This is a genomic window from Stenotrophomonas sp. FSL W7-1447 (genome assembly GCF_037966425.1).
Classification (GTDB): Bacteria; Pseudomonadota; Gammaproteobacteria; order Xanthomonadales; family Xanthomonadaceae; genus Stenotrophomonas; species Stenotrophomonas pavanii.
This window is the reverse complement of the sequence record NZ_CP150199.1, coordinates 249,002-270,293: the sequence shown is the minus strand read 5'-3', so window position 1 is coordinate 270,293 and position 21,292 is coordinate 249,002. Positions and strand designations below refer to the sequence as shown.

Here is a 21,292-nt window from a genome sequence, read left to right as displayed (position 1 = left end):
ATGACCGTCCTGACCAGCCAGCTGCAACCGGGCAGCGAAACGTTTGAAAGCAACCGCGCGGCCATGCAGGCCGTGGTCGACGACCTGCATGCCACCCTCGCCCGCACCGCGCTGGGTGGCAGTGAGGCGGCGCGCGCCAAGCACACCGCACGCGGCAAGCTGCTGGTGCGTGAGCGCATCGACGCCCTGCTCGACCCCGGCAGCGCCTTCCTGGAAATCGCGCCGCTGGCCGCGCACGGCATGTATGAAGACGCCGTGCCCGCCGCGGGCGTGGTGGCCGGCATCGGCCGGGTGAGCGGCGTGGAATGCGTGATCGTGGCCAACGACGCCACGGTCAAGGGCGGCACCTACTACCCGATGACGGTGAAGAAGCACCTGCGCGCGCAGGAGATCGCCGAGCAGAACCACCTGCCCTGCATCTACCTGGTCGATTCCGGCGGCGCGTTCCTGCCGCTGCAGGACGAAGTCTTCCCTGACCGCGATCATTTCGGCCGCATCTTCTACAACCAGGCCAACCTGTCGGCGCAGGGCATTCCGCAGATCGCCTGCGTGATGGGCAGCTGCACCGCCGGTGGCGCCTATGTGCCGGCGATGAGCGACGAGACCGTGATCGTGCGCGAACAGGGCACGATCTTCCTCGGCGGCCCGCCGCTGGTGAAGGCGGCCACCGGTGAAGTGGTGACGGCCGAGGAACTGGGGGGCGCCGACGTGCATACCCGCATCTCCGGCGTGGCCGACCACATGGCCGACAACGATCTGCAGGCGCTGGCACGGGTGCGCGCCATCATCGCCCAGCTCAACTGGCGCAAGCCGGAACCGGCGATGGCGGTGCAGGCCCCTGAAGCGCCGTTGCTGCCGGCCCATGAACTGTATGGCGTGATCCCGGCCGATACGCGCAAGCCCTACGACGTGCGCGAGGTGATCGCACGGCTGGTGGATGGCTCGCGCTTCGACGAGTTCAAGCCGCGCTACGGCGCAACGCTGGTGACCGGTTTCGCCCATCTGAACGGCTACCCGATCGGCATCATCGCCAACAACGGCATCCTGTTCTCCGAGTCGGCCCTGAAGGGCGCGCACTTCATCGAGCTGTGCACCCAGCGCAACATCCCGCTGGTGTTCCTGCAGAACATCACCGGCTTCATGGTCGGCCGCAAGTACGAACAGGGCGGCATCGCCAAGGACGGCGCCAAGCTGGTGATGGCGGTGGCCTGTGCCAAGGTGCCCAAGTTCACCGTGGTCATCGGCGGCTCGTTCGGTGCCGGCAACTACGGCATGTGCGGCCGTGCGTACTCGCCCAACTTCCTGTGGATGTGGCCGAACGCGCGCATCGGCGTGATGGGCGGCGAGCAGGCCGCCAGTGTGCTGGCCACGGTCAAGCGCGATGGCATCGAAGCCAAGGGCGGCCAGTGGCCGGCGGCGGAAGAGGATGCCTTCAAGGCACCGATCCGCGACCAGTTCGAACAGCAGGGCCACCCGTACTACGCCAGCGCGCGCCTGTGGGACGACGGCGTGATCGATCCGGCCGACACCCGCCAGGTGCTGGCGCTGGCGCTGTCGGCCAGCCTCAACGCCGCCCCGCAGCAGACGCGCTTCGGCGTGTTCCGCATGTGACCCGTGCCATGACCGAGCACGCTCCTATGAAGCACGTTGCCATGTTCAGCAAAGTCCTGATCGCCAACCGCGGCGAAATCGCCTGCCGCGTCATCGCCACCTGCCGCCGCCTCGGCATCGCCACCGTGGCGGTGTACTCCGATGCCGACCGCAACGCACGCCATGTGCGCCTGGCCGACGAAGCCGTCCACATCGGCCCGGCCGCCGCACGCGAGAGCTACCTGCGTGGCGATGCCCTGCTTGACGCCGCGCGCGCTACCGGCGCAGAGGCCATCCACCCCGGTTACGGCTTCCTGTCGGAGAACGCCGACTTCGCCGATGCCTGCGCCGCCGCCGGCATCACCTTCATCGGGCCACCGCCCAGCGCGATCCGTGCGATGGGTGACAAGAGCGCGGCCAAGGCGCTGATGGCCAAGGCCGGTGTGCCGCTGACGCCGGGTTACCACGGTGACCAGCAGGCGCCGGACTTCCTGCGCGCACAGGCCGATGGCATCGGTTACCCGGTGCTGATCAAGGCCAGCGCCGGTGGCGGTGGCAAGGGCATGCGCAAGGTCGAGCGCAGCGAGGACTTCGTCGATGCGCTGGCCAGCTGCCAGCGCGAGGCAGCCTCGGCGTTCGGCAACGACCACGTGCTGGTCGAGAAGTACGTCGAACGGCCGCGCCATATCGAGATCCAGGTGTTCGGCGACAGCCACGGTGAAGCGGTCTACCTGTTCGAGCGCGATTGCTCGGTGCAGCGCCGCCACCAGAAAGTCCTGGAAGAGGCTCCCGCCCCAGGCATGAGTGCCGAGCGCCGCGCCGCGATGGGCCAGGCCGCGGTCGATGCGGCGCGCGCGGTGGGCTACGTCGGTGCCGGCACGGTGGAGTTCATCGCCGGTCCGGACGGCGATTTCTACTTCATGGAAATGAACACCCGCCTGCAGGTCGAGCACCCGGTCACCGAATACATCACCGGCACCGACCTGGTGGAGTGGCAGCTGCGCGTGGCTTCGGGCCAGCCGCTGCCGCTGCGCCAGGACCAGCTGGCCATCCATGGCCACGCGATCGAAGCGCGGCTGTACGCCGAAGATGCCGATCGTGGCTTCCTGCCGTCCACCGGCACCCTGCGCCGCCTGCGCCTGCCGGCAGCGTCGGCCCACGTGCGCGTCGATACCGGCGTGGAGGAAGGCGACAGCATCACCCCGTACTACGATCCGATGATCGCCAAGCTGATCGTCTGGGACGTGGACCGCGACGCCGCGCTGCGCCGCATGAGCCAGGCACTGGCCGACTGCCAGGTGGTGGGCGTGACCACCAACGCTGGTTTCCTGCGCCGCCTGGTGAATACCGGTTCGTTCGCGCAGGCCAGGCTGGATACCGCGCTGATCGAACGCGAACAGGCGGCATTGAGTGCCGTCGGCGATGCGGGTGCGGACCTGTGGCTGCTGGCCGCCGTGGCCGCAGTGGCAAGCACGGCACCCGCCAGCACCGACGCGCGTGATCCGCATTCGCCGTGGCAGTCACAGGGTGGCTGGCGCCTGGGCGCGTGCGCGCCGCGCGTGCTGCCGCTGCAGCAGGGCGAGCGCCGGCACACGCTGAAGGTGTGGGCGCAGGCCGATGGCTGGCGCGTGCAGTGCGATGACGCAGCACCGGTGCGGGTGATCGGCACGGCCGATGTACGCGGGCTGGCGGTGCAGCTGGGCGGGCGCCGCTGGACACTGCAGCTGCTGCGTGACGGCGACCAGCTGTACCTGTTCGGTGCCGATGGCCAGCATCGCTTCACCCTGCACGATCCGGTCAGTGAATCGGACCATGCCGTGGCCGACGCCGGCAGCCTGCTGGCCCCGATGCCGGGCAAGATCGTGGCCACGCTGGTCGCTGCCGGTACCGAGGTCAAGCGCGGTACGCCGCTGGTGGTGCTGGAGGCAATGAAGATGGAGCACACCCTGCAGGCACCGGCCGATGGCACGGTGAAGGGGTACCGTGCCAAGGCCGGCGACCAGGTCGGCGACGGCGCGGTGCTGGTGGACTTCGAGGCGGCCTGATCGCCGGGGCGGCGGCCGCTCAGGGGCCGTCGCCCGCCACCACCCGCCCGGCCGGATCGAATTCGGCCGTATCCAGCGTGGCGCTGCGCCAGCCCAGGCCACAGATGGCCATCGCGCTCTGGCCGATGCCATCGAAGCCGAAGGCACGATCGACATCGGCATCGTTGATCGCCGCGGTCACGAACGCTGCCAGCCCGCGCTCGGTGGCGCACAGGTACAGCAACTGCGAAATGTGGCCCACGTCCAGCGTCACCGCACGGTGCGCCTTGGCATGGTTGCGGTACTTCCAGAAGCAGCGGTCATAGCGCGGCGCCAGCACCAGCAGCGCCGGCGCATCGGCGAACCACGCCTGCCCGGACAGCATCCGCCGTGCCATCGCAGGCAACGCCTGCGGCGGCGGCGACGGCAGCGGCAGCACGGCGTGCTGCACCGGATGATAGTGGTACAGGCCCGGTGCCAGTCCTTCCACGTTCTGCACCAGCAGGAAGCCCTCGGTGGGATGCAGGCCGCCACCGGAAGGCACGTTCTTCTTCAGGAACTCGGTATCACGCTCGACCTTCTGCACCGCGTGGGCCATCAGCGTGCGCTGCAGCACCTGGGCCAGCAGCGGCAGTGGCAGCGCGCGCTGCGGGTCGAAGTTGCGGCAGGTCGTGCGGCGCGCCAGCAGGGCGTCGAACGCCGCCTCTTCGCTGCGCGGCAGAGGCTGGTAGTCGCCCTGCATCGGCTGCACCACCGGCGGCGGCGGCCCGAGGCGCTGGCGCAGGCCGGCGGCGGTGTCCAGGCCCTGCCGGCGCATGTCGTCCACGCTGTCCACGGCCTGCCAGCGCGCGTGGCGATGGGCCAGCGCGGCCAACGGCCACCACTGGCTGCGCCGCAGCGCCTCGTCGCGCATCTGGTGCCCCACCTCGCTCGGTGGGTCGGTCAGCAGCAGGCCCTGTTCGACCAGGCGGGCCAGCATGGCCGGGGACGCATCGGCCGGCGGTTCGCTCCAGCGGTGCGCGCTGAGCTCGCCCAGCAGCTGGCGCTCCTCGGCATCGACCGGCAGCGGCTGGTCCAGATGGGCGGCCAGCGCCACCCAACTGATCTGACTGTCCATCTCGGCATGGCCGGCCAGCATCGCGCGCAGGTCCAGGGTGACCGCCTCGCGCGGCTCGAACATCAGGCTGGCGCAGCGGCGCAGGCGCATCGGTTTCCTTCCTTGTGCCGCACAGCCGGCATAGCAGCAACGACCGCAGCGCGGCCAACTTTAGCGATGTGCACCGCCCGGCCCTCAATGGCAGGCTGTCGCGGCCGATACGAGTAGCTCCACCTACGGACGTTCCCCATGAGCACCCATCCCCGCCTCTCCGCCGCGGACGCCAGCACCCTGCTGGACCATCTGATCGGCAATGACGACTTCCGCCGCCACTTCACTGCTGCGCCGGGCGAGGCGCTGGCCTCGATCGGCCTGGATGCGGCCGTCGGTGAAAGCGACTGCATGAAGATCGACACCCTGGCCCCGGTCGAGGAGCTGCGCCGGGTGCGCGATGCACTGCAGGCCCATCTGTCCGGTTCGGTGGCAGCCATGACGGTGGTGTTCTGCTTCGAAGCGGGCAGGGTCGGCGAACGCATCGACGGTTGAGCCGCCATCAGGGTGCGCCCGTCGCGGCCGGCGTCGCCCAGGTCGAGACGTCATGCACGTTCAGCGGTTGCCATACCTGCAGCGCGGTGACCTCGGCAATCGCCCGGCCACGGTGCTGGGCCAGCCAGGCCTGCTGCCGGCGCACGGCCGCGTCGTCACCCTGCGCACGCAACGCGAGCAGCAGCACCACGTGGGCCTGCACCGGCTCGTTGCCGTCGAGCATCGGCTCGATCAGGGTGCGGGCGGCATCCGGTCGCTGCATCTGCAGCTGATCCTCCGCGCTGACGATGCGCAGCCAACGTTCCGCGACCGGACTGCGCAGGCTGCGCAGCAGCGGCCGCTGCTCGTCCAGCCAGCGCCTGGCCAGATCGAACTGGCCCTGGCGCTGGGCCAGGTGCACCAGCGCCAGCCATTGCAGGCCACGCGCATGCAGCATGGGATCATCGCGCTCCTGCAGCATCGGCTGCAGCAGTGCGGCAGTCGCCTGTAGTCCGGTCCGGTCCGCCGTGCCGCACAGCGCCGATACGCTGGCGTGCTGCAGTCGCTGCTGCACCTGGAAGTCGACCAGCGCCGGCGCCGGTGCGTCTTCGCGTACCGCTTGCTGCATGGCCGCGCAATCGCGCTGCGCGGCCGCCAGCAGCAGTTGCGCGCGCAGCTTCATGCGCTGCTGCAGGGCATCGGCGGCACGGATCTGCGGCAGCAGTTGCGCGGCCTTGGCGTACTGGCCCTGCGCGACCAGCACGTCCACGCCGGTCTCATCGGCATCATCACGACCGCGCAGGACCTGTGCCTGGGCCAGCGTCTCGGCCGCCAGCTGCGGCTGGTTGGCGGCGATCTGTATCCGCACCAGGTGGACCAGCGGATACAGGCGCAGCGGATCCTGCGGCACCGCGGCCGCACGCGCATAGGGTTCGGCCTCGCTGAACTGGTTGGCCTGCAACAGGTACCAGGACGTGTTGGACAGCCCGGCAAACGAATCCGGATAGACCTTGGCCAGCGTGCGCCAGTGCTCCAGTGGCCAGCCACCGGGCTCCAGTTCGGCCATCCAGGCCTTCAGGTACAGCCGCTCGCGTGGCGGCAGGCGATCCTGCAGGTCCAGCGCGTGCTGCATGGCTTCGCGCGCGCGCCGCCCTTCCTCGACGCGCGCATGCAGCTTGGCCACGCCCATGTAGGCCAGGGCGAAACCGGGATCGATGTCGATCGCGGCCTGGTAGAGGTTGCGTGCCTCCTCGAAGCGACGCTGGCCCAGCGCGCTTTCGGCCAGCGCGAACGCACGCAGCGCGCGCAGGTCCTGGGTCGAAGCGCGCGGCAGCGGCAGCGATTGCTCGAGGCTGGCCACCGACTCGCCCAGTCCGCGGCGCAGGCGACCGACCACGTCGTCCACCGCGAACACCATCTGGTCGGATCGATCGGCGGTGGCGGTGAAGGTCTGGATCACCTGGCCACTGCCCGGCGCGGCAACATCGATGGCCAGCTCGTAGCCACCGATCTTCTGCCGCACGGTCGGCAGCAGCACCGCGCGCGCGCCCTCACGCACCGCCACATCGACCGCGGTATCGCGGTTGAGCCGGGTATCGCCCGAGAGCCGCGCCATTTCCAGGCTTTCGCGGATCTTGCCTTCCGACAGCACGTTCACGTAGCGCGACTGCTCCAGCGCGATCCGGATCGCGTGCCGCATCGAGTCATCGAAGATCGGATCGCCGGTAAGGTTGTCGACATCGCCAAGCACCACCCAGTCACGTTCGGCGAAGGCAATGGCCGGCTCCGACCGCAGCAGCAGCCAGCCGCCGAGCACGGCCGCGGCCAGGATCAGGCCTTCGGCGGCCATCACCAGCGGTTGCCGCCACAGCGGCAGGTCGCGGCGCGCCTTGGCGTTGGCGCGCGGCATGCGCAGCGGCGCCGAGCCGATCTCGCCCACTTCGATCACTTCCTGCACCACCGGCACGCCCTTGAAGCGCCAGCGCCCGTGCGACTTCCACAGCAGGCGCGCGCCACGCTCACCCAGTGCATCGGTGGCGCGGCGGGTGAGCGATTCGGCGACCGCCGACAGCAGGATCTGGCCGGGGCGGGCCAGCGTCATCAGGCGCGCGGCCATCGGCTTGGCCAGGCCTTCCACTTCCATCGACTTGGCACCGGCGCGAACCGCTTCGGCGCTGTTCTCCCAGGTCAGCACGTCGCCCACGTGCAGGCCGGCGCGCGCGCGCAGTTCAATCGCGCGCTGCTGGCCCAGCGCGTGCAGTTCGCGCTGGTAGTCCAGGGCGAAGCCCAGGGCGTCGACGGCGCGCTCGAACAGCATGAACAAACCATCGGAGCGATCGATCAGCTGGCCGTTCCAGCGCTGCTGCAGCACCAGTACCAGGCGGTCGTGTTCCTGGAACAGGCTTGCCGCCGCCACATCGCCGATCCGCTCGACCAGCTGCAGCGAATCACACAGATCGGTGAACAGCAGGGCGCGTAGCTGGGGGCTATGCGGGGCTGACGTTCCGTTGTCGCCATTCATCGCCTGCCTCTCCCTATTGGCCGTCCGGATCATCCGCCCAGCGCAGGCAGTTGCCGCCATCGCGCTTGGCCTGGTACAGCGCACGATCCGCGCAGGCATACCACTCGCTCCAGCCTGCCTCCGGCGCCAGCAGGCAGGCACCGATGCTGACCAGGCTCACATGCGGCGTGCCATGGCTGCGCTCGAGCAGGCCATGCACCGCACTGATGATGAACTCGGCCGCGTGCTGCACGATCTCGCGGTTGCCGCGGCGCAGGATCAGGCAGAACTCATCGCCGCCGAGCCGGCATGCCAGGTCCTGCTCGCCGGCCATGGAGCGCAGGATGTTGCCCATGCTCTGCAGCACGCGGTCGCCGGCCTGGTGGCCATGGCGGTCGTTGATCTGCTTGAAGCGGTCACAGTCGATCAGCAGCAGTGCCTGCGGTGGCCCGTCGGCATGCACGCGGCATTCCTGCAGGTACAGGGTGAGGCCACGGCGGTTGTGCAGGCCGGTCAGCTCATCGGTTCGCACCAGCTCACGGGTGTGGGTCAGCTGGTGGGTGGTGATGTACAGGTTGTCCAGCGCGGTTTCCAGGTCGTGGTTGCGGCGGCGCAGCTGGCTGATCAGGGCCTGTTCGTTGGTCAGCACGCGCATGATCGTGCGACGCAGGAAGTACGCCACCAGCCCGGGATCGGATTCGACCAAGCGGTGGAAGTCGGCCGGCCCCAGCTCCAGCACATCGCAGTCGACCAGCGCACGCGCGCTGGCGCTGCGCAGATGATCGCCGACCAGCAGGCCCAGTTCTCCGAAGAACTCGTGCCCCCCGAGCGTCTTGATCACCAGGTCCTCGCCGAAGTCCAGTTCGATCTGGCCGTCGAGGATCACATACATGCGCTCGCCGCGGTGGCCACGCTGGAACAGCCACTGTCCGGCATGAAGCTTGCATGGGCGGGCGAATCTGGCAAACAATGCCACCTCGGCATCGGACAACAGCGCGTGCACGATCTCGGCCATCGCCACGCGGGCGATACCTGTCGTCATATCACTGTTCTCGGCCGCACCCCTGCCGGTCATTCCCTGCACCCGCCGCCAGCGTCCCCTGGTGAGCCGCGGAGCATAGCACCGCTTTAAAGTGTGCGTCCTATCTCATTTTGAGCCTTCCGCCCCGCTTCCCGGATGTGAAGATCGGCGGTGGCCCGTTCTGGTCACCGGTGTCCGGGCAAAACCCTTGCCGGATCAATCCGATGCCGGGTTTCACAGGGTTTCGGCCAAGTTGCCGGGGCCGGGGTGCGCCTGATTGACGCTGCCCGCTGGCCGCCTGCTTGCATCGATACAACAACGCCGGCAGGTCCCCCGACCGGCCGGCGTTGTCTGGCCCTTCCCTGGCCACCCTGATCACCCGGTGCCCGGTAGTGCCGGCCGCTGGCCGGCAGCTGCATGGGCTTCGGAAACATCGATGGGTTGCCGGCCAGCGGCCGGCACTACCGGATCACGCGGCGCGTTCGCTGCGCCCGCCGTGGAACTGCTCTTCCTCGGTGGAGCCGGTGAGCGCGGTGGTCGACGATTGGCCCTGCTGGATTGCCTGGGTCACCGCGTCGAAGTAGCCGGTACCGACCTCGCGCTGGTGCTTGACCGCAGTGAAGCCACGCTCGGCCGCTTCGAACTCGGCTTCCTGCAACTCGACGAACGCGCTCATCTGGCGGCGTGCGTAGCCGTGGGCCAGATTGAACATGCCGTAGTTCAACGCATGGAACCCGGCCAGGGTGATGAACTGGAACTTGTAGCCGTAGCTGCCCAGTTCGCGCTGGAACTTCGCAATGGTGGCGTCGTCCAGGTTCTTCTTCCAGTTGAAGCTGGGCGAGCAGTTGTAGGCCAGCAGCTTGCCCGGGAACTTCGCGTGGATCGCCTCGGCGAACCTGCGTGCGAACTCCAGGTCCGGCTTGCCGGTCTCGCACCACACCAGGTCGGCGTAGGGCGCATAGGCCAGGCCGCGGCTGATCGCCTGGTCCAGGCCGTTGCGGGTCTTGTAGAAGCCTTCAACGGTGCGCTCACCGGTGGTGAACGGCCTGTCGTTGCCGTCGATGTCGCTGGTCAGCAGATCCGCCGCTTCGGCATCGGTGCGCGCCACCAGCAGGGTCGGCACACCCAGCACATCGGCGGCCAGCCGGGCGGCATTGAGCTTCTCGATCGCCTCGCGGGTCGGCACCAGCACCTTGCCGCCCATGTGGCCGCACTTCTTCACCGAGGCCAGCTGGTCCTCGAAGTGCACGCCGGCAGCACCGGCCTCGATCATCGCCTTCATCAGTTCGAAGGCGTTGAGCACGCCGCCGAAGCCAGCCTCGGCATCGGCCACGATCGGCTGCAGGAAATCGATCTCGTCCTTGCCTTCGGCGTGGTGCAGCTGGTCGGCGCGCAGCAGCGTGTTGTTGATGCGCTTGACCACCGCCGGCACCGAATCGGCCGGGTACAGCGACTGGTCCGGATACATCTGGCCAGCCAGGTTGGCGTCGGCCGCCACCTGCCAGCCGGACAGGTAGATCGCCTTCAGCCCGGCCTTGACCTGCTGCATGGCCTGGTTGCCGGTCAACGCACCCAGCGCGTTGACGAACTCGCGCTCGTGCAGCGACGCCCACAGCTTCTCCGCACCCAGGCGGGCCAGCGAGTGCTCGATGTGGACGGTGCCGCGCAGGCGCACCACGTCGGCGGCGCTGTAGTTGCGCTGGATGCCTTCCCAGCGCGGGTTGGTGTCCCAGTCGTGCTGGATCTGTTCGGCAGTGGGCAGCGTGCTCATGTCTTTCTCCAGTTCGGTTCGTGCGTACAGCGGGGAGGGAAACGGCGGGAGGGCGGGCAGTCGGTCAATCGATGCGCGCGTAGGCCGGCAGGGTCAGGAAATCGGTCAGTTCGTCACTGCGGCTCAGTTCGCCGAGCAGGGCGATGGCCTCGCCGATGCGCGCGCCGCCGGGCAGCGCGGTGGTGTCGCCCAGCCGCGCCGGCAGCTGCGCCAGGGTGGCATCCAGCAGGGCCAGGTCGATCGCAGTGCCGTCATCCAGCTGCTGGCCCGGGGTGTGCAGCCATTGCCACAGCTGGCTGCGGCTGATCTCGGCGGTGGCCGCGTCCTCCATCAGGTGGTGGATCGGCACGCAGCCGTTGCCATCCAGCCAGGCGGCCAGGTAGCGCACGCAGACTTCCACGTTGCCATCGAAGCCGGCGCGGGTGATGGTGCCCGGCGGCCGCGCGATCAGGTCGTCGCGGCCGACGCGCACATCCTGGCGCAGCACGCCGTGCTGGTTCGGGCCGGGCATGTGCTCGTCGAAGATCGCCATCGCCACCGGGATCAGCGCCGGGTGCGCGACCCAGGTACCGTCATGGCCGGCGCTGACTTCGCGCAGCTTGTCGGCGCGCACGCGGGCCATCGCCTGTTCGTTGGCGGCGGCATCGTTGTTGATCGGAATCTGCGCGGCCATGCCGCCCATCGCATGCGCACCGCGGCGGTGGCAGGTCTGGATCAGCAGTTCCGAATACGCCTTCAGGAACGGCTGGGTCATGGTCACCTGGCCGCGTTCGGGCAGCACGCGGTCGGCGTGGCGGCGGAAGGTCTTCAGGTACGAGAAGATGTAGTCCCAGCGCCCGCAGTTCAGGCCGACGATGCGGTCACGCAGCGCGTGCAGGATCTCGTCCATCTCGAACACCGCCGGCAGCGTTTCGATCAGCACGGTCACCTTGATCTGGCCATGCGGCAGGCCCAGCATGCCCTCGATGTGCGACAGCGCGGTCTCCCACAGCGCCGCCTCTTCCATGCTCTGCAGCTTGGGCAGGTAGAAGTACGGGCCACGGTCCTTCGCCTGCAGGGTGCGGGCGTTGTGGAAGGCGAACACCGCCGCGTCGAACAGGCCACCGGCGAGGAACTGGCCGTCGATGCGCACGTGCTTTTCGTCCAGGTGCCAGCCACGCGGGCGCACAATCAGCACCGCCTGTTCGTCGTACGGGCGCAGCGTGTAGTGCTTGCCATTGGGGGCGGTGTACTGCAGATCACCGCGCACCGCCGCAGCCAGCGACTGCTGGCCGGCCAGCAGGTTGCGCCAGGTCGGCGAAGTCGAATCCTCGAAGTCGGCCATGAACACCTTGGCGCCGGAGTTCAGCGCGTTGATGACCATCTTCGGGTCGGTCGGCCCGGTGATCTCGACGCGGCGGTCCTGCAACGCGGCCGGCAGCGGGGCCACGCGCCAGTCGCCGCTGCGGATCGCGGCAGTGTCCTCGCGGAAGTCCGGCAGGCCGCCCTGGTCGAAGAACGCCTGGCGTTCACGGCGGGCCTGCAGCCTCGCCTGCCGGCCCGGTTCCACCGCACGGTGCAGCGACACCAGCAGGGCCAGCAGCGGCGCCGGCAGCAGGGTGTCCTGGCCGGCCACGCGGGTCGCCAGAGCGATACCGGGGGTGGCCTTCGCGGCGGGGGTGGGAACAGCGGAAGCGACGGCGGACATGGGGCGACTCCAGCGGTGGGGGAACGACTCCACGGTGCCGCCGGGCCTGAGTATTTGGCAAAACAGTTTTTGCAATGTTCTACATAAGTTGTGCTAATACTCGTGACACGATGAGCACACGCACCCCGCCAAGTCCGCGTTTTTCCTACAAATCGGATCGGCTGAAGCCGTTGCGCGCGTTCTGCCAGACCGTGCGTCTGGGTTCGGTCTCACGGGCAGCTGAGGCTCTGTTCGTCAGCCAGCCAGCCATCAGCCTGCAGTTGCAGGCCCTGGAACGGGAGCTGGGCGTGCCGTTGTTCGAGCGCAGCGGGCGTCGCCTGGTGCCCAGCCGCGAGGGCCAGCTGCTGTACGAGATGGCGCAGCCGCTGGTGGAGAACCTGGACGGGCTGGAGGCCCGCTTCCGCGACAAGGTGCGCGGCCTGGATGCGGGCGAGCTGAACATCGCCGCCAACAGTTCGACGATCCTGTACCTGCTGCCGAAGATCGTCGAGCGCTTCCGCCTGCACCACCCGGACGTGCGCCTGACCCTGCACAACGCGATCAGCGCCGACGGCACCGACCTGCTGCGCGAGGATGCCGCCGACCTGGCAATCGGTTCGATGACCGATGTACCGGCCGACCTGACCTACGCCCCGGCCTACCGCTTCGAGCAGGTCCTGATCGCACCGCACGACCATCCTCTGGCTGCCGGTGGCGAGCTGGAGCTGGCTGACATCGCGCGCTATCCGCTGGTGCTGCCGCCGAAGCGGCAGATCACCTACCGCCTGGTCGACCAGGTGTTCCAGCGCCACCGCATCGCCTACACGGTGGCGCTGGAGGTGGGGGGCTGGGAGGTGATCAAGCAGTACGTGGCGATGGGCATGGGGATTTCGATCGTGCCCGCGCTGTGCCTGCACGAGGCCGACCGCGAGCGGCTGGCGGCGCGATCAATGAAGCGCTGGTTCCCCGAGCGCAGCTACGGGGTGATCGTGCGCCGTGGCAAGGCACTGTCGGCGCAGGCGCGGGCGTTCATCGAGCTGATCCAGCCGGAGTTGTTCAGTCCGCGCGATTACGACCAGAGCGGGCATTCGGAGCGGTGAGGGGTGTTCGGCAGGGCTGCGCCCTGCACCCGCAGAGGCCGAAGCAACAGCAACGGCGACAGCGGGCTTTCCGTGGGATGGCCGGGTGGGTCCGGTTGCGGGGGACGCCGTAAATCCGTCCATGGAGGCTCGGTCGCGCCATCCATGGCGCTCACGCCCCCGCAACCGGACCCACCCCGCCTTCGACAGTTTTCTGCGAACTGTGGGCGGGGTCGGATCCCGTTGCGGCGCAACGGGCTCTGACCCCGCCTCTGATTCATTTCCGGCTGACGATGAATAAACTGGACCCATGTCCATCGAACTCCGTCACCTGCGCTACTTCCTCGCTGTCGCCGATACGCTGCACTTCGGCCAGGCGGCGGAGCGGCTGGGCATGTCGCAGCCACCGCTCAGCCAGCAGATCCGCCAGCTGGAGGAACTGATCGGGGCGCGCCTGTTCGTGCGCAGCCATCGCCGCGTGCAGCTGACGCCTGCTGGGGAGCTGCTGCAGGAACGCGCGCGCGCGATCGTGCAGCAGGTGGAAACCGCAGTGGACGAGGTGCAGCGTGCGCAGCGCGGCGAGCAGGGTGAACTGCATATCGGCCTGACCCGCGCTACGCCGCTGTCGCCGCAGATTCCGCGTTCGATCCTGCGCTACCGCCAGCAGTACCCGCAGGTGCGGCTGCAGCTGAGCGAGATGAACACCCTGCAGCAGATCGATGCGCTGCTGGAGGGCCGCCTGGACGTGGGCATCATCCGCAAGCGCGCATTGCCGCCGGAGCTGGTGGCGCACAGCCTGTTCGTCGATCCGCTGGCGCTGATCGTGCATGCCGACCACCCTGCCCTGCGCAGGCTGTCGAAGCAGGGCACGGTGTCGTTGCGCGACTTCGCACAGGAGCCGTTCGTGGCATTTCGCCGCAGTGCGGGCGCGGGCATCCATGACCACATGATCGCGTTGTGCGCGGCCGCCGGGTTCACGCCGCGCATCGTGCAGGAAGCTGGCGAGGCGTCGACATTGATCAGTCTGGCCGCCGCCGGGCTGGGCGCGGCGATCCTGCCATCGTCCTGCGACCACATCCGGGTGGAAGGCGCACGCTTCGTCCCGCTGGCCGACGCCGGCGCGCATTCGGAGGTGCAGCTGGCGTGGCATCGCGAGCGCGTCACGCCGCTGATCCGCAACTTCGCCGGGCTGCTGCGCGGGGCGTTCGCCGGTAGAGTCGACTGTTAGTCGACTATCGGGCGCAGCGCGGGGGTTTTCGCGGTCTGATGGAAGAGCAGTCGACTAACAGTCGACTCTACCTCGGCAACCCCGCCACACCGTGGTTGCCGGCCAGCGGCCGGCACTACCGTACGCGGTGGGTCACGCGGTGACCGGCTGCGGGGCGCGCTGCTGCAGCGCCCAGACGATGCCGCCCCCGATCAGGGTCAGCACGGCAGCGAACGCGCACACGCCCAGCCAGTCCCAGGCCGCGTAGGCCAGGCCACCCACCCCGCCCAGCACGCTGGAGCCCAAGTAGTAGGCGAACAGGTACAGCGCCGAGGCCTCGGCGCGCATCGTACCGGCGCGGCTGCCAACCCAGCTGCTGGCCACCGAGTGGCCGCCGAAGAAGCCGAAGGTCACCAGCGCGATGCCCAGCGCCATCGTGCTCAGCCACGGCATCGCCAGCAGCGCGATGCCGGCGCCGATCAGCGCGAACGAGATCGACAGGATGCGGCCGCGCCCGTACCGCGTGGCCTGCTGGCCCATCCACGCCGAACTGAAGGTGCCCACCAGGTACACGCTGAAGATCAGGCCGACCACGGTCTGGCTGAGGTGGTACGGCGGCGCCAGCAGGTGGTAGCCCAGGTAGTTGTAGAGGGTGACGAACACGCCCATCAGCACGAACGAGGTGGCGAACAGCCACGGCAGGCCCGGGTCGGCGAACAGCAGGCGCCAGCGCGACGGCAACTGGCGCAGGCCATCGCGGCGGGGATGGAAATGGCGCGACGGCGGCAGCTGCAGCCACAGCAGCACGGTGCTGGCCACGGCGATGATCGAGACCACGCCGATGCCCCAGCGCCAGCCCCAGTGATCGGCGATGATGCCGGCCAGCAGGCGCCCGCTCATCCCACCGATGGCGTTGCCGCCGATGTACAGGCCCATCGCCAGGCCCAGCGCGCGGCTGTCCATTTCCTCGACCAGGTAGGTCATCGCCACCGCCGGGACGCCACTCAGTGCCAGGCCGAGCAGGGTGCGCAGCACCAGCAGCGTGGTCCAGTCATCCACCAGCGCCGTGCTCAGCGACAGCATGGCCGAGGCCAGCAGCGCGACGATCATCAACGGGCGGCGGCCGACCGCGTCGGACAGCAGGCCGGCCAACAGCATTGCCACGGCCAGCGTGCCGGTGGTCAGCGACAGCGACATCGCGCTGCCGGCGGCCGACACGCCGAAGTGGCGGCTGAACTCGGGCAGCAGCGGCTGCACGGTATACAGCAGGCCGAAGGTGGAAAAGCCGGCCAGGAACAGTGCCAGCGCGGTGCGGCGGAAGGCCGGCGTACCCTGCTGGATGCGGGTCTCGGCGCTGAAGTCGACAGTGGGGGGGCGGCGTTCGACGGCCGCCGCGGTTTCGCCAGTCATGGGATCGATGGGCCGGTGGGGGACGGCGGGGCATGGGAGGGAACGGGCCTCAGACTAGGCCCGTCGATCCAGTCGATCCATAACCTGATAGATCAGGATTGATATATAGGAAGTATCAATTCAGCTTACAGGCGTTGCCACTCGAAACCGTCACCGCGGCGGTAGTACACCGCCACCGCGCGGCCGTAGATCTTGTCGGCATCGACGAAACCGAAGAAGCGGCCGTCGAAGCTGTTGCCACGGTGGTCACCCAGCACCAGCACCTTGCCCGCCGGCACCACCAGGTCGGCGATGTCCGGACCGCCCCCCATGTCCAGATCGAGGCGGGCACGGCGCTCGCCGAAGGCTTCCACGTCCTGCAGGTCGGCAATCTGCAGCGGCTGGCCGTTGATGCTCAGATGGCCCTCGCGCATCTGCACATGGTCACCGGCCACCGCCGCCACGCGCTTGATCAGCCGGGTGCCGTCGGCCGGTGAATCGAACACCGCCACTTCACCACGCTGCGGAACGCCGGTGGACATCAGTTCCTTGCCGGTGAACGGCAGGCGCAGGCCATAGGCACGCATGTCCACCACCACCCGGTCGCCGGGCTGCAGGGTGGGCTGCATCGAGCCACTGGGCACCACGTAGTGGTTGGCCAGGGTATCGCGGGCCGCGGCGAGCAGGCCGAGCATCACCAGCAGCGGCAATGCTTCCTTCTTCAGCCAGAGCAGCGCGCGTTCGGGAAGGGGAGGACGGGCAACAGCATCCATGACAGGCTCCGGGTAGGGGAAGCTGCATCAGACCCCATCCGGGCCGGAGAGGTTCCCGTGCCGCCCTGCGAGCCTGGGCCCGGCGCTACGAAAGGGGTTACGCAGGTTTTACGCCCCGGCCCGGCTGCGGGCATCGCACCTTTACGGGCACCACGCGCATCGTGTGCCCACCGCGCCACAGGGCGCATTCCGCAAGGTGTTGTATGACCCTCCTGGTGATCCGCCACGCCTCTTCGTCGGCACCGCGTCCCCAACTGCCGGCACAGCTGGCCGGCCATCGCGTGCTGTGCAGCGACTGCGCCAGCCTGTCCGAAGTGCGCCAGTGCCTGTGCCAGCCGCAGGCGCGTTCGGCCGACTGGGTGCTGCTGGATGTCGGCGTGGCCGATGACGCGCAATGGCAGGCCGAGGGCGGCGCGTTGCAGGCGGCGCTGGAGCGGCTGCCGGCGCAGTACATCGAACTGCAGTCGCCCAGCGAGCCCGGCCTGGACGCGCGCCTGCGCCTGCAGCACGGTCCGGCCGCCGTGGTGGTCGACCAGCGCAGCCAGCAGGCCGGGTACCCGTTGTCGCTGGCCATCGTCGGCCGTCGCCTGGCACAGGAGGGCTGAGCCATGTCGATCTTCATCATCCGCGGCCCGGAAGCGGCCGGCGCACTGATCCGTACCGCGATGCCACTGCCGGCGCCAGTACTGAAGTCGCTGGTGCATCGCGCGATCGACGCCGGAACCAGCGTGGCGATCCGCGCCTGCGGGTCGGAACAGGAACTGCTCGATGCGCTGCGCGTGGCCGATCACAGCCGCGGCGAAGTGACGCTGCTCGACCCGGGCGCATGCGCCAACAGCCTGCGCCTGCAACGCCTGCTGCCCTACCTGCACAATGCCTACGTGGAGGTCCACGACGACGGCGCGGTGGCCGAGCCCTGCCTGCCGGCCGGTGTCGGCCAGCGCCTGGGCATCGCCGCCGGCTATGGCGCGCAGAGCTACGTGCTGGCGCTGGATATCGCGCTGGATCACCTGGGGTTGGCCGAACAGGCCAACCGGGTGCACGTGGGAACGTGATGGCCGGGCGGTGCCCGGTACCCGGTACCCGGTACCCGGTACCCGGTAGTGTCGGCCGCTGGCCGGCAACCTCGACGGCAACGGCTGGCATTCCGTGGGATGACGCGATCTGCAGTGGATGCACGCCCTGCGTGGATGAGCGGCACAAAGCGGAATCTGTCGATGGCATCCACGCAACGAAAAACGGCGGGGTTTCCCCGCCGTTATTTCTTTCGTACTTCAGGTCACGCTTACTTCAGCCCGCGGAACTTCAGCAGCGGTTCCACCGACGGATCCTTGCCGCGGAAATCGCGGTATAGGGTCGACAGCTCCACGCTGTTGCCGCGCGAGAGGATCTTGTCGCGGAACTCCTGGCCGTTGGCCGCCGTCAGCCCACCGTGCTCGGTGAACCACTGGTAGGCGTCATGGTCGAGCACTTCGGCCCAGAAGTAAGCGTAGTAACCGGCCGAGTAACCACCACCCCAGATGTGGTCGAAGTAGGTGGTGCGGTAACGCGGCGGCACCTGCGGCAGGTCGACCTTGAACTTCTTCAGCGCGCTGGCTTCAAAGGCGCCGACATCCTGCAGCGGCGCATCGGCCTTCTGGGTGTGCCAGGCCAGGTCCAGCAGCGCGGCCGACAGGTACTCGGTGGTCGCATAGCCCTGGTTGAAGCTGCGCGCCTTGAGGATCTTGTCGACCAGTTCCTGCGGCATCGCCTCGCCGGTCTTGTAGTGCTTGGCGTAGTTGGCGAACACCTTCGGGTCCAGCGCCCAGTGCTCGTTGAACTGCGACGGGAACTCGACGAAGTCGCGCGAGGTGGCGGTGCCGGCGATCGACGGGTACTTCACGTTCGAGAACATGCCGTGCAGCGCATGGCCGAACTCATGGAACATGGTGGTGACGTCGTCGAAGCTGATCAGCGCAGGCTGGCCGGCGGCCGGCTTGGTGAAGTTGCAGACGTTGTAGACCACCGGCTTGGCACCGGTCAGGCCGTCCTGTTCGACGAACACGTCCATCCAGGCGCCGCCGGACTTGCTGTCACGCTTGAAGTAGTCGGTGTAGAACAGGGCCAGCGAGGTGCCGTCCTTGTCGAACACTTCGTACACCTTCATGTCCGGGTTGTAGGTCGGAATGTCGGTGCGCGGCTTGAAGGTGATGCCGTACAGCTGGGTGGCGGCGTAGAAGACGCCGTTCTGCAGCACGTTGTCCAGTTCGAAGTACGGCTTGATCTGCGACTCGTCCAGATCGTACTTGGCCTTGCGCACCTGCTCGGCGTAGAAGTCCCAGTCCGATGCGGCGACCTGGAATCCGCCCTTCTGCGCGTCGATGACCTTCTGGATCTCACCGGCTTCGGCGCGCGCCTTGGCGGTGGCGGCCGGCACGGTGTCGGTCAGCAGCTTGAGCGCGGCAGCCGGGGTCTTGGCCATCTGGTCGCCCAGCTGGTAGTCGGCGAAGGTGTCGAAGCCGAGCAGCTTGGCCTTCTGCGCACGCAGCTGGGCCAGGCGCTGCACGGTCTGCCGGGTGTCGTTGGCATCACCGCGCTCGGCGCGGGTCTCCGAGGCCTTCAGCACGGCGGCGCGCTGGTCGCGATCGCTCAGCGAGCCGAGCACCGGCTGCTGGGTGGTGTTCTGCAGCGGCAGCAGGAACTTGCCGTCCAGCTTGCGTTCCTTGGCGGCGGCCGCGGCGTTGTTGATCGCATCCTCGTCCAGGCCGGCCAGCTTGGCCTTGTCGTCGACGACGACGGCCGCAGCGGCGGTGGCGGCCACCAGGCGGGTATGGAACTGGGTGGAGAGGGTGGTCTCTTCCACGTTGAGCTTGCGCAGGGTCGCCTTGTCAGCGTCGGACAGCTGCGCACCGGCGCGTACCAGGCCATCGTAGTAGTGCTCGACCAGGCGCTTCTGCACCGGGTCCAGCTCCAGCGTGTCACGCTGGTCGTACAGCGACTTCACGCGCGCGAACAGCTTCGGGTCGAGGTTGATCTCGTCCTGGTGCGCGGCCAGCTTCGGCGCCACTTCTTCCTGGATCTTCTGGCGCGCATCGTTGGTGTCGGCCTGGACCAGGCCGAAGAAGATGCGCGACACGCGGGTCAGGGTCTCGCCGCTGCGCTCCATCGCCACGATGGTGTTGTCGAAGGTGGCCGGCTCGCTGCTGTCGGCGATCTTGCGCACGTCGGCCAGGTGCTGGCGCATGCCCTCTTCGAAGGCCGGCAGGTAGTCGCTGTCCTTGATCTTGTCGAACGGCGGGGCCTGGAACGGCAGCGTGCTGGCACTCAGCAGCGGATTGGTGGAGGCTTCGGCCGGCTGCTGGGCCGGGGTCTTCTGGGCATCGGACACGGGGGTGGACTCCTTGCCGGAACAGGCCGCCAGCGCCAGGCTGATGGCGGCGGCCAGGACTACGGTACGCGACATGTAAAACGCTCCTTGGGCAGACGGTATGGATACCAGCCCTCCACCCTACTCCTGTCGCGCTCGCCCGGCATGTGCCGGACGTGGCGTGTGTGCGGCGGCCTGCAACCGGCTCAGACCGTGCCGCGGGTCTTGCCGATCCAGGGCCGGTAGAACTCCCGGATGGCAGCCATGTCGGCCACATCGTCGCCGCTCGGGGTGAACAGCGGACCGATGCCGATGGTCTTTTCCGGATAGTGGAAATACGCGGTCAGGATCGGTACGTCAGCCATCCGGGCAATCTTCAGGAAGCCGGCCTTCCAGTCCTTTACTGCCTTGCGGGTGCCCTCGGGGGTGATGGCGAACCACATCTTCTCGTTGTTGCGCAGCAGGTCCACGGCCTGGCCCACCGTGCCCTGCGGCGAGCTGCGATCGAGCGGGATCACGCCCAGCCGGTGCAGCAGCGGGCCCAGCGGCCACCAGAACAGCGACGCCTTGCCCAGCACCTTCACCTTCATGCCCAGCGCGATCTTCGCTGCCATGCCCCACAGCCCGTCCCAGTTGGACGAGTGCGGGGCAATGATGAAGACCAGCCTGGGGATGTCAGGCAGGGTGCCGGTCACCTTCCAGCCACCGAGGCGCAGGGTGCAGCGCGCCAGCCAGCGCAGGAAGGCGTTGGGTTTGACCTGCGGCATCTGCGGCGGCACCGCCGGCAGCAACGAAGTCGGGTTGTTCAAGCAATCACTCCCAGTCACGTGATGAGCGCCCGCGCTTGATCTGCGCGCGCCCGCGTTTGGCGTCCAGACGACGCAGTTTCGACCCGAGGGTCGGCTTGGTGGCCTTGCGCGGTTTGGGCACGCTCAGCCCGGCCTGGATGAAGGCCGCCAGCCGCTCGCGCGCATCCTCGCGATTGCGATCCTGGGTGCGGAAACGTTGCGCGTCGATGACCAGCACGCCTTCGCCGGTCATGCGCCGGTCACGCCGCGCCAGCAGCCGCGCGCGCAACGGTTCGGGCAACGAGGGCGAGTTGGCCACGTCGAAACGCAGTTCCACCGCGGTGGACACCTTGTTGACGTTCTGGCCGCCGGCGCCACTGGCGCGCACGAACCGCTCGACGATCTCGCCGTCGGGGATTTCAAGCTGCGCGCTGATGGTGACCGGTCCACTGCCCATCCGCGCATTGTAGCGGCAGGCACGTGGTGGAGTGCGCCATCGCGCCCCGTATGCCGCCGA

17 protein-coding genes are annotated in these 21,292 nt (G+C 68.4%); 7 read left to right on the top strand and 10 right to left on the bottom strand.

The annotated features are described in order from the left end of the window. Together NSQ78_RS01105 and NSQ78_RS01100 are read left to right on the top strand one after the other, a co-directional pair. Window positions 1–1,611: a carboxyl transferase domain-containing protein gene (locus NSQ78_RS01105; protein ID WP_064237422.1), complete on the top strand. Its 1,611-nt coding sequence runs from the start codon at window positions 1–3 to the stop codon at window positions 1,609–1,611. A 41-nt stretch (window positions 1,612–1,652) separates the two neighbouring features. Beyond that, window positions 1,653–3,635, top strand: coding sequence for an acetyl/propionyl/methylcrotonyl-CoA carboxylase subunit alpha (locus NSQ78_RS01100; protein WP_064239590.1), 1,983 nt, complete (start codon window positions 1,653–1,655; stop codon window positions 3,633–3,635). 19 nt (window positions 3,636–3,654) lie between these two features. On the opposite strand, the gene NSQ78_RS01095 is transcribed toward NSQ78_RS01100, so the two are convergent. Continuing rightward, complete coding sequence (locus NSQ78_RS01095; protein WP_053461862.1) at window positions 3,655–4,821, bottom strand: putative peptide maturation dehydrogenase; 1,167 nt, start codon at window positions 4,819–4,821, stop codon at window positions 3,655–3,657. A 138-nt stretch (window positions 4,822–4,959) separates the two neighbouring features. On the opposite strand from NSQ78_RS01095, the gene NSQ78_RS01090 reads away from it, so the two are divergent. Beyond that, window positions 4,960–5,256: an NHLP-related RiPP peptide gene (locus NSQ78_RS01090; protein WP_049467976.1), complete on the top strand. Its 297-nt coding sequence runs from the start codon at window positions 4,960–4,962 to the stop codon at window positions 5,254–5,256. A gap of 7 nt (window positions 5,257–5,263) precedes the next feature. On the opposite strand, the gene NSQ78_RS01085 is transcribed toward NSQ78_RS01090, so the two are convergent. The 4 genes from NSQ78_RS01085 to aceB all read right to left on the bottom strand — a co-directional run bounded on the left by NSQ78_RS01085 (window position 5,264) and on the right by aceB (window position 12,214). Then, complete coding sequence (locus NSQ78_RS01085; protein ID WP_064237421.1) at window positions 5,264–7,756, bottom strand: putative peptide modification system cyclase; 2,493 nt, start codon at window positions 7,754–7,756, stop codon at window positions 5,264–5,266. A gap of 13 nt (window positions 7,757–7,769) precedes the next feature. Then, window positions 7,770–8,810 (bottom strand): GGDEF domain-containing protein, encoded by a 1,041-nt coding sequence (locus tag NSQ78_RS01080; protein ID WP_064237420.1) that lies wholly within the window; start codon window positions 8,808–8,810, stop codon window positions 7,770–7,772. 415 nt (window positions 8,811–9,225) lie between these two features. Then, a complete protein-coding gene (gene aceA, locus NSQ78_RS01075) occupies window positions 9,226–10,527 on the bottom strand; it encodes an isocitrate lyase (protein WP_049467982.1) in 1,302 nt (433 codons plus the stop codon). Between the two features lie 64 nt (window positions 10,528–10,591). Further along, window positions 10,592–12,214: a malate synthase A gene (gene aceB, locus NSQ78_RS01070; RefSeq protein WP_064237419.1), complete on the bottom strand. Its 1,623-nt coding sequence runs from the start codon at window positions 12,212–12,214 to the stop codon at window positions 10,592–10,594. 110 nt (window positions 12,215–12,324) lie between these two features. Between aceB and NSQ78_RS01065 the strand changes: the two genes are divergently transcribed. Beyond that, window positions 12,325–13,293, top strand: a complete 969-nt coding sequence (locus NSQ78_RS01065) for a LysR family transcriptional regulator (RefSeq protein WP_053461858.1) — start codon at window positions 12,325–12,327, stop codon at window positions 13,291–13,293. Between the two features lie 289 nt (window positions 13,294–13,582). Beyond that, complete coding sequence (locus NSQ78_RS01060; RefSeq protein ID WP_064237418.1) at window positions 13,583–14,500, top strand: LysR family transcriptional regulator; 918 nt, start codon at window positions 13,583–13,585, stop codon at window positions 14,498–14,500. 132 nt (window positions 14,501–14,632) lie between these two features. Here NSQ78_RS01060 and NSQ78_RS01055 read toward each other — a convergent pair whose 3' ends face one another. Beyond that, window positions 14,633–15,889 carry an MFS transporter gene (locus tag NSQ78_RS01055; protein WP_064237417.1) on the bottom strand — a complete coding sequence of 419 codons (1,257 nt, stop codon included), beginning with the start codon at window positions 15,887–15,889 and terminating at the stop codon, window positions 14,633–14,635. A 125-nt stretch (window positions 15,890–16,014) separates the two neighbouring features. Then, complete coding sequence (lepB, locus tag NSQ78_RS01050; RefSeq protein WP_057493984.1) at window positions 16,015–16,641, bottom strand: signal peptidase I; 627 nt, start codon at window positions 16,639–16,641, stop codon at window positions 16,015–16,017. Window positions 16,642–16,844: 203 nt separating this feature from the next. Here lepB and NSQ78_RS01045 point away from each other — a divergent pair, with 203 nt between their 5' ends. Beyond that, complete coding sequence (locus tag NSQ78_RS01045) at window positions 16,845–17,246, top strand: hypothetical protein (protein ID WP_053461854.1); 402 nt, start codon at window positions 16,845–16,847, stop codon at window positions 17,244–17,246. A gap of 3 nt (window positions 17,247–17,249) precedes the next feature. Next, window positions 17,250–17,696: a 3-dehydroquinate dehydratase gene (locus tag NSQ78_RS01040; RefSeq protein ID WP_004153636.1), complete on the top strand. Its 447-nt coding sequence runs from the start codon at window positions 17,250–17,252 to the stop codon at window positions 17,694–17,696. 230 nt (window positions 17,697–17,926) lie between these two features. Here NSQ78_RS01040 and dcp read toward each other — a convergent pair whose 3' ends face one another. From dcp to arfB, 3 genes are all read right to left on the bottom strand, one after another. Next, a complete protein-coding gene (dcp, locus tag NSQ78_RS01035; RefSeq protein ID WP_057493986.1) occupies window positions 17,927–20,083 on the bottom strand; it encodes a peptidyl-dipeptidase Dcp in 2,157 nt (718 codons plus the stop codon). 110 nt (window positions 20,084–20,193) lie between these two features. Then, window positions 20,194–20,796: a lysophospholipid acyltransferase family protein gene (locus NSQ78_RS01030; protein WP_049466721.1), complete on the bottom strand. Its 603-nt coding sequence runs from the start codon at window positions 20,794–20,796 to the stop codon at window positions 20,194–20,196. 4 nt (window positions 20,797–20,800) lie between these two features. Continuing rightward, window positions 20,801–21,232, bottom strand: a complete 432-nt coding sequence (arfB, locus tag NSQ78_RS01025; protein WP_005420755.1) for an alternative ribosome rescue aminoacyl-tRNA hydrolase ArfB — start codon at window positions 21,230–21,232, stop codon at window positions 20,801–20,803. Window positions 21,233–21,292 lie beyond the last annotated feature (60 nt).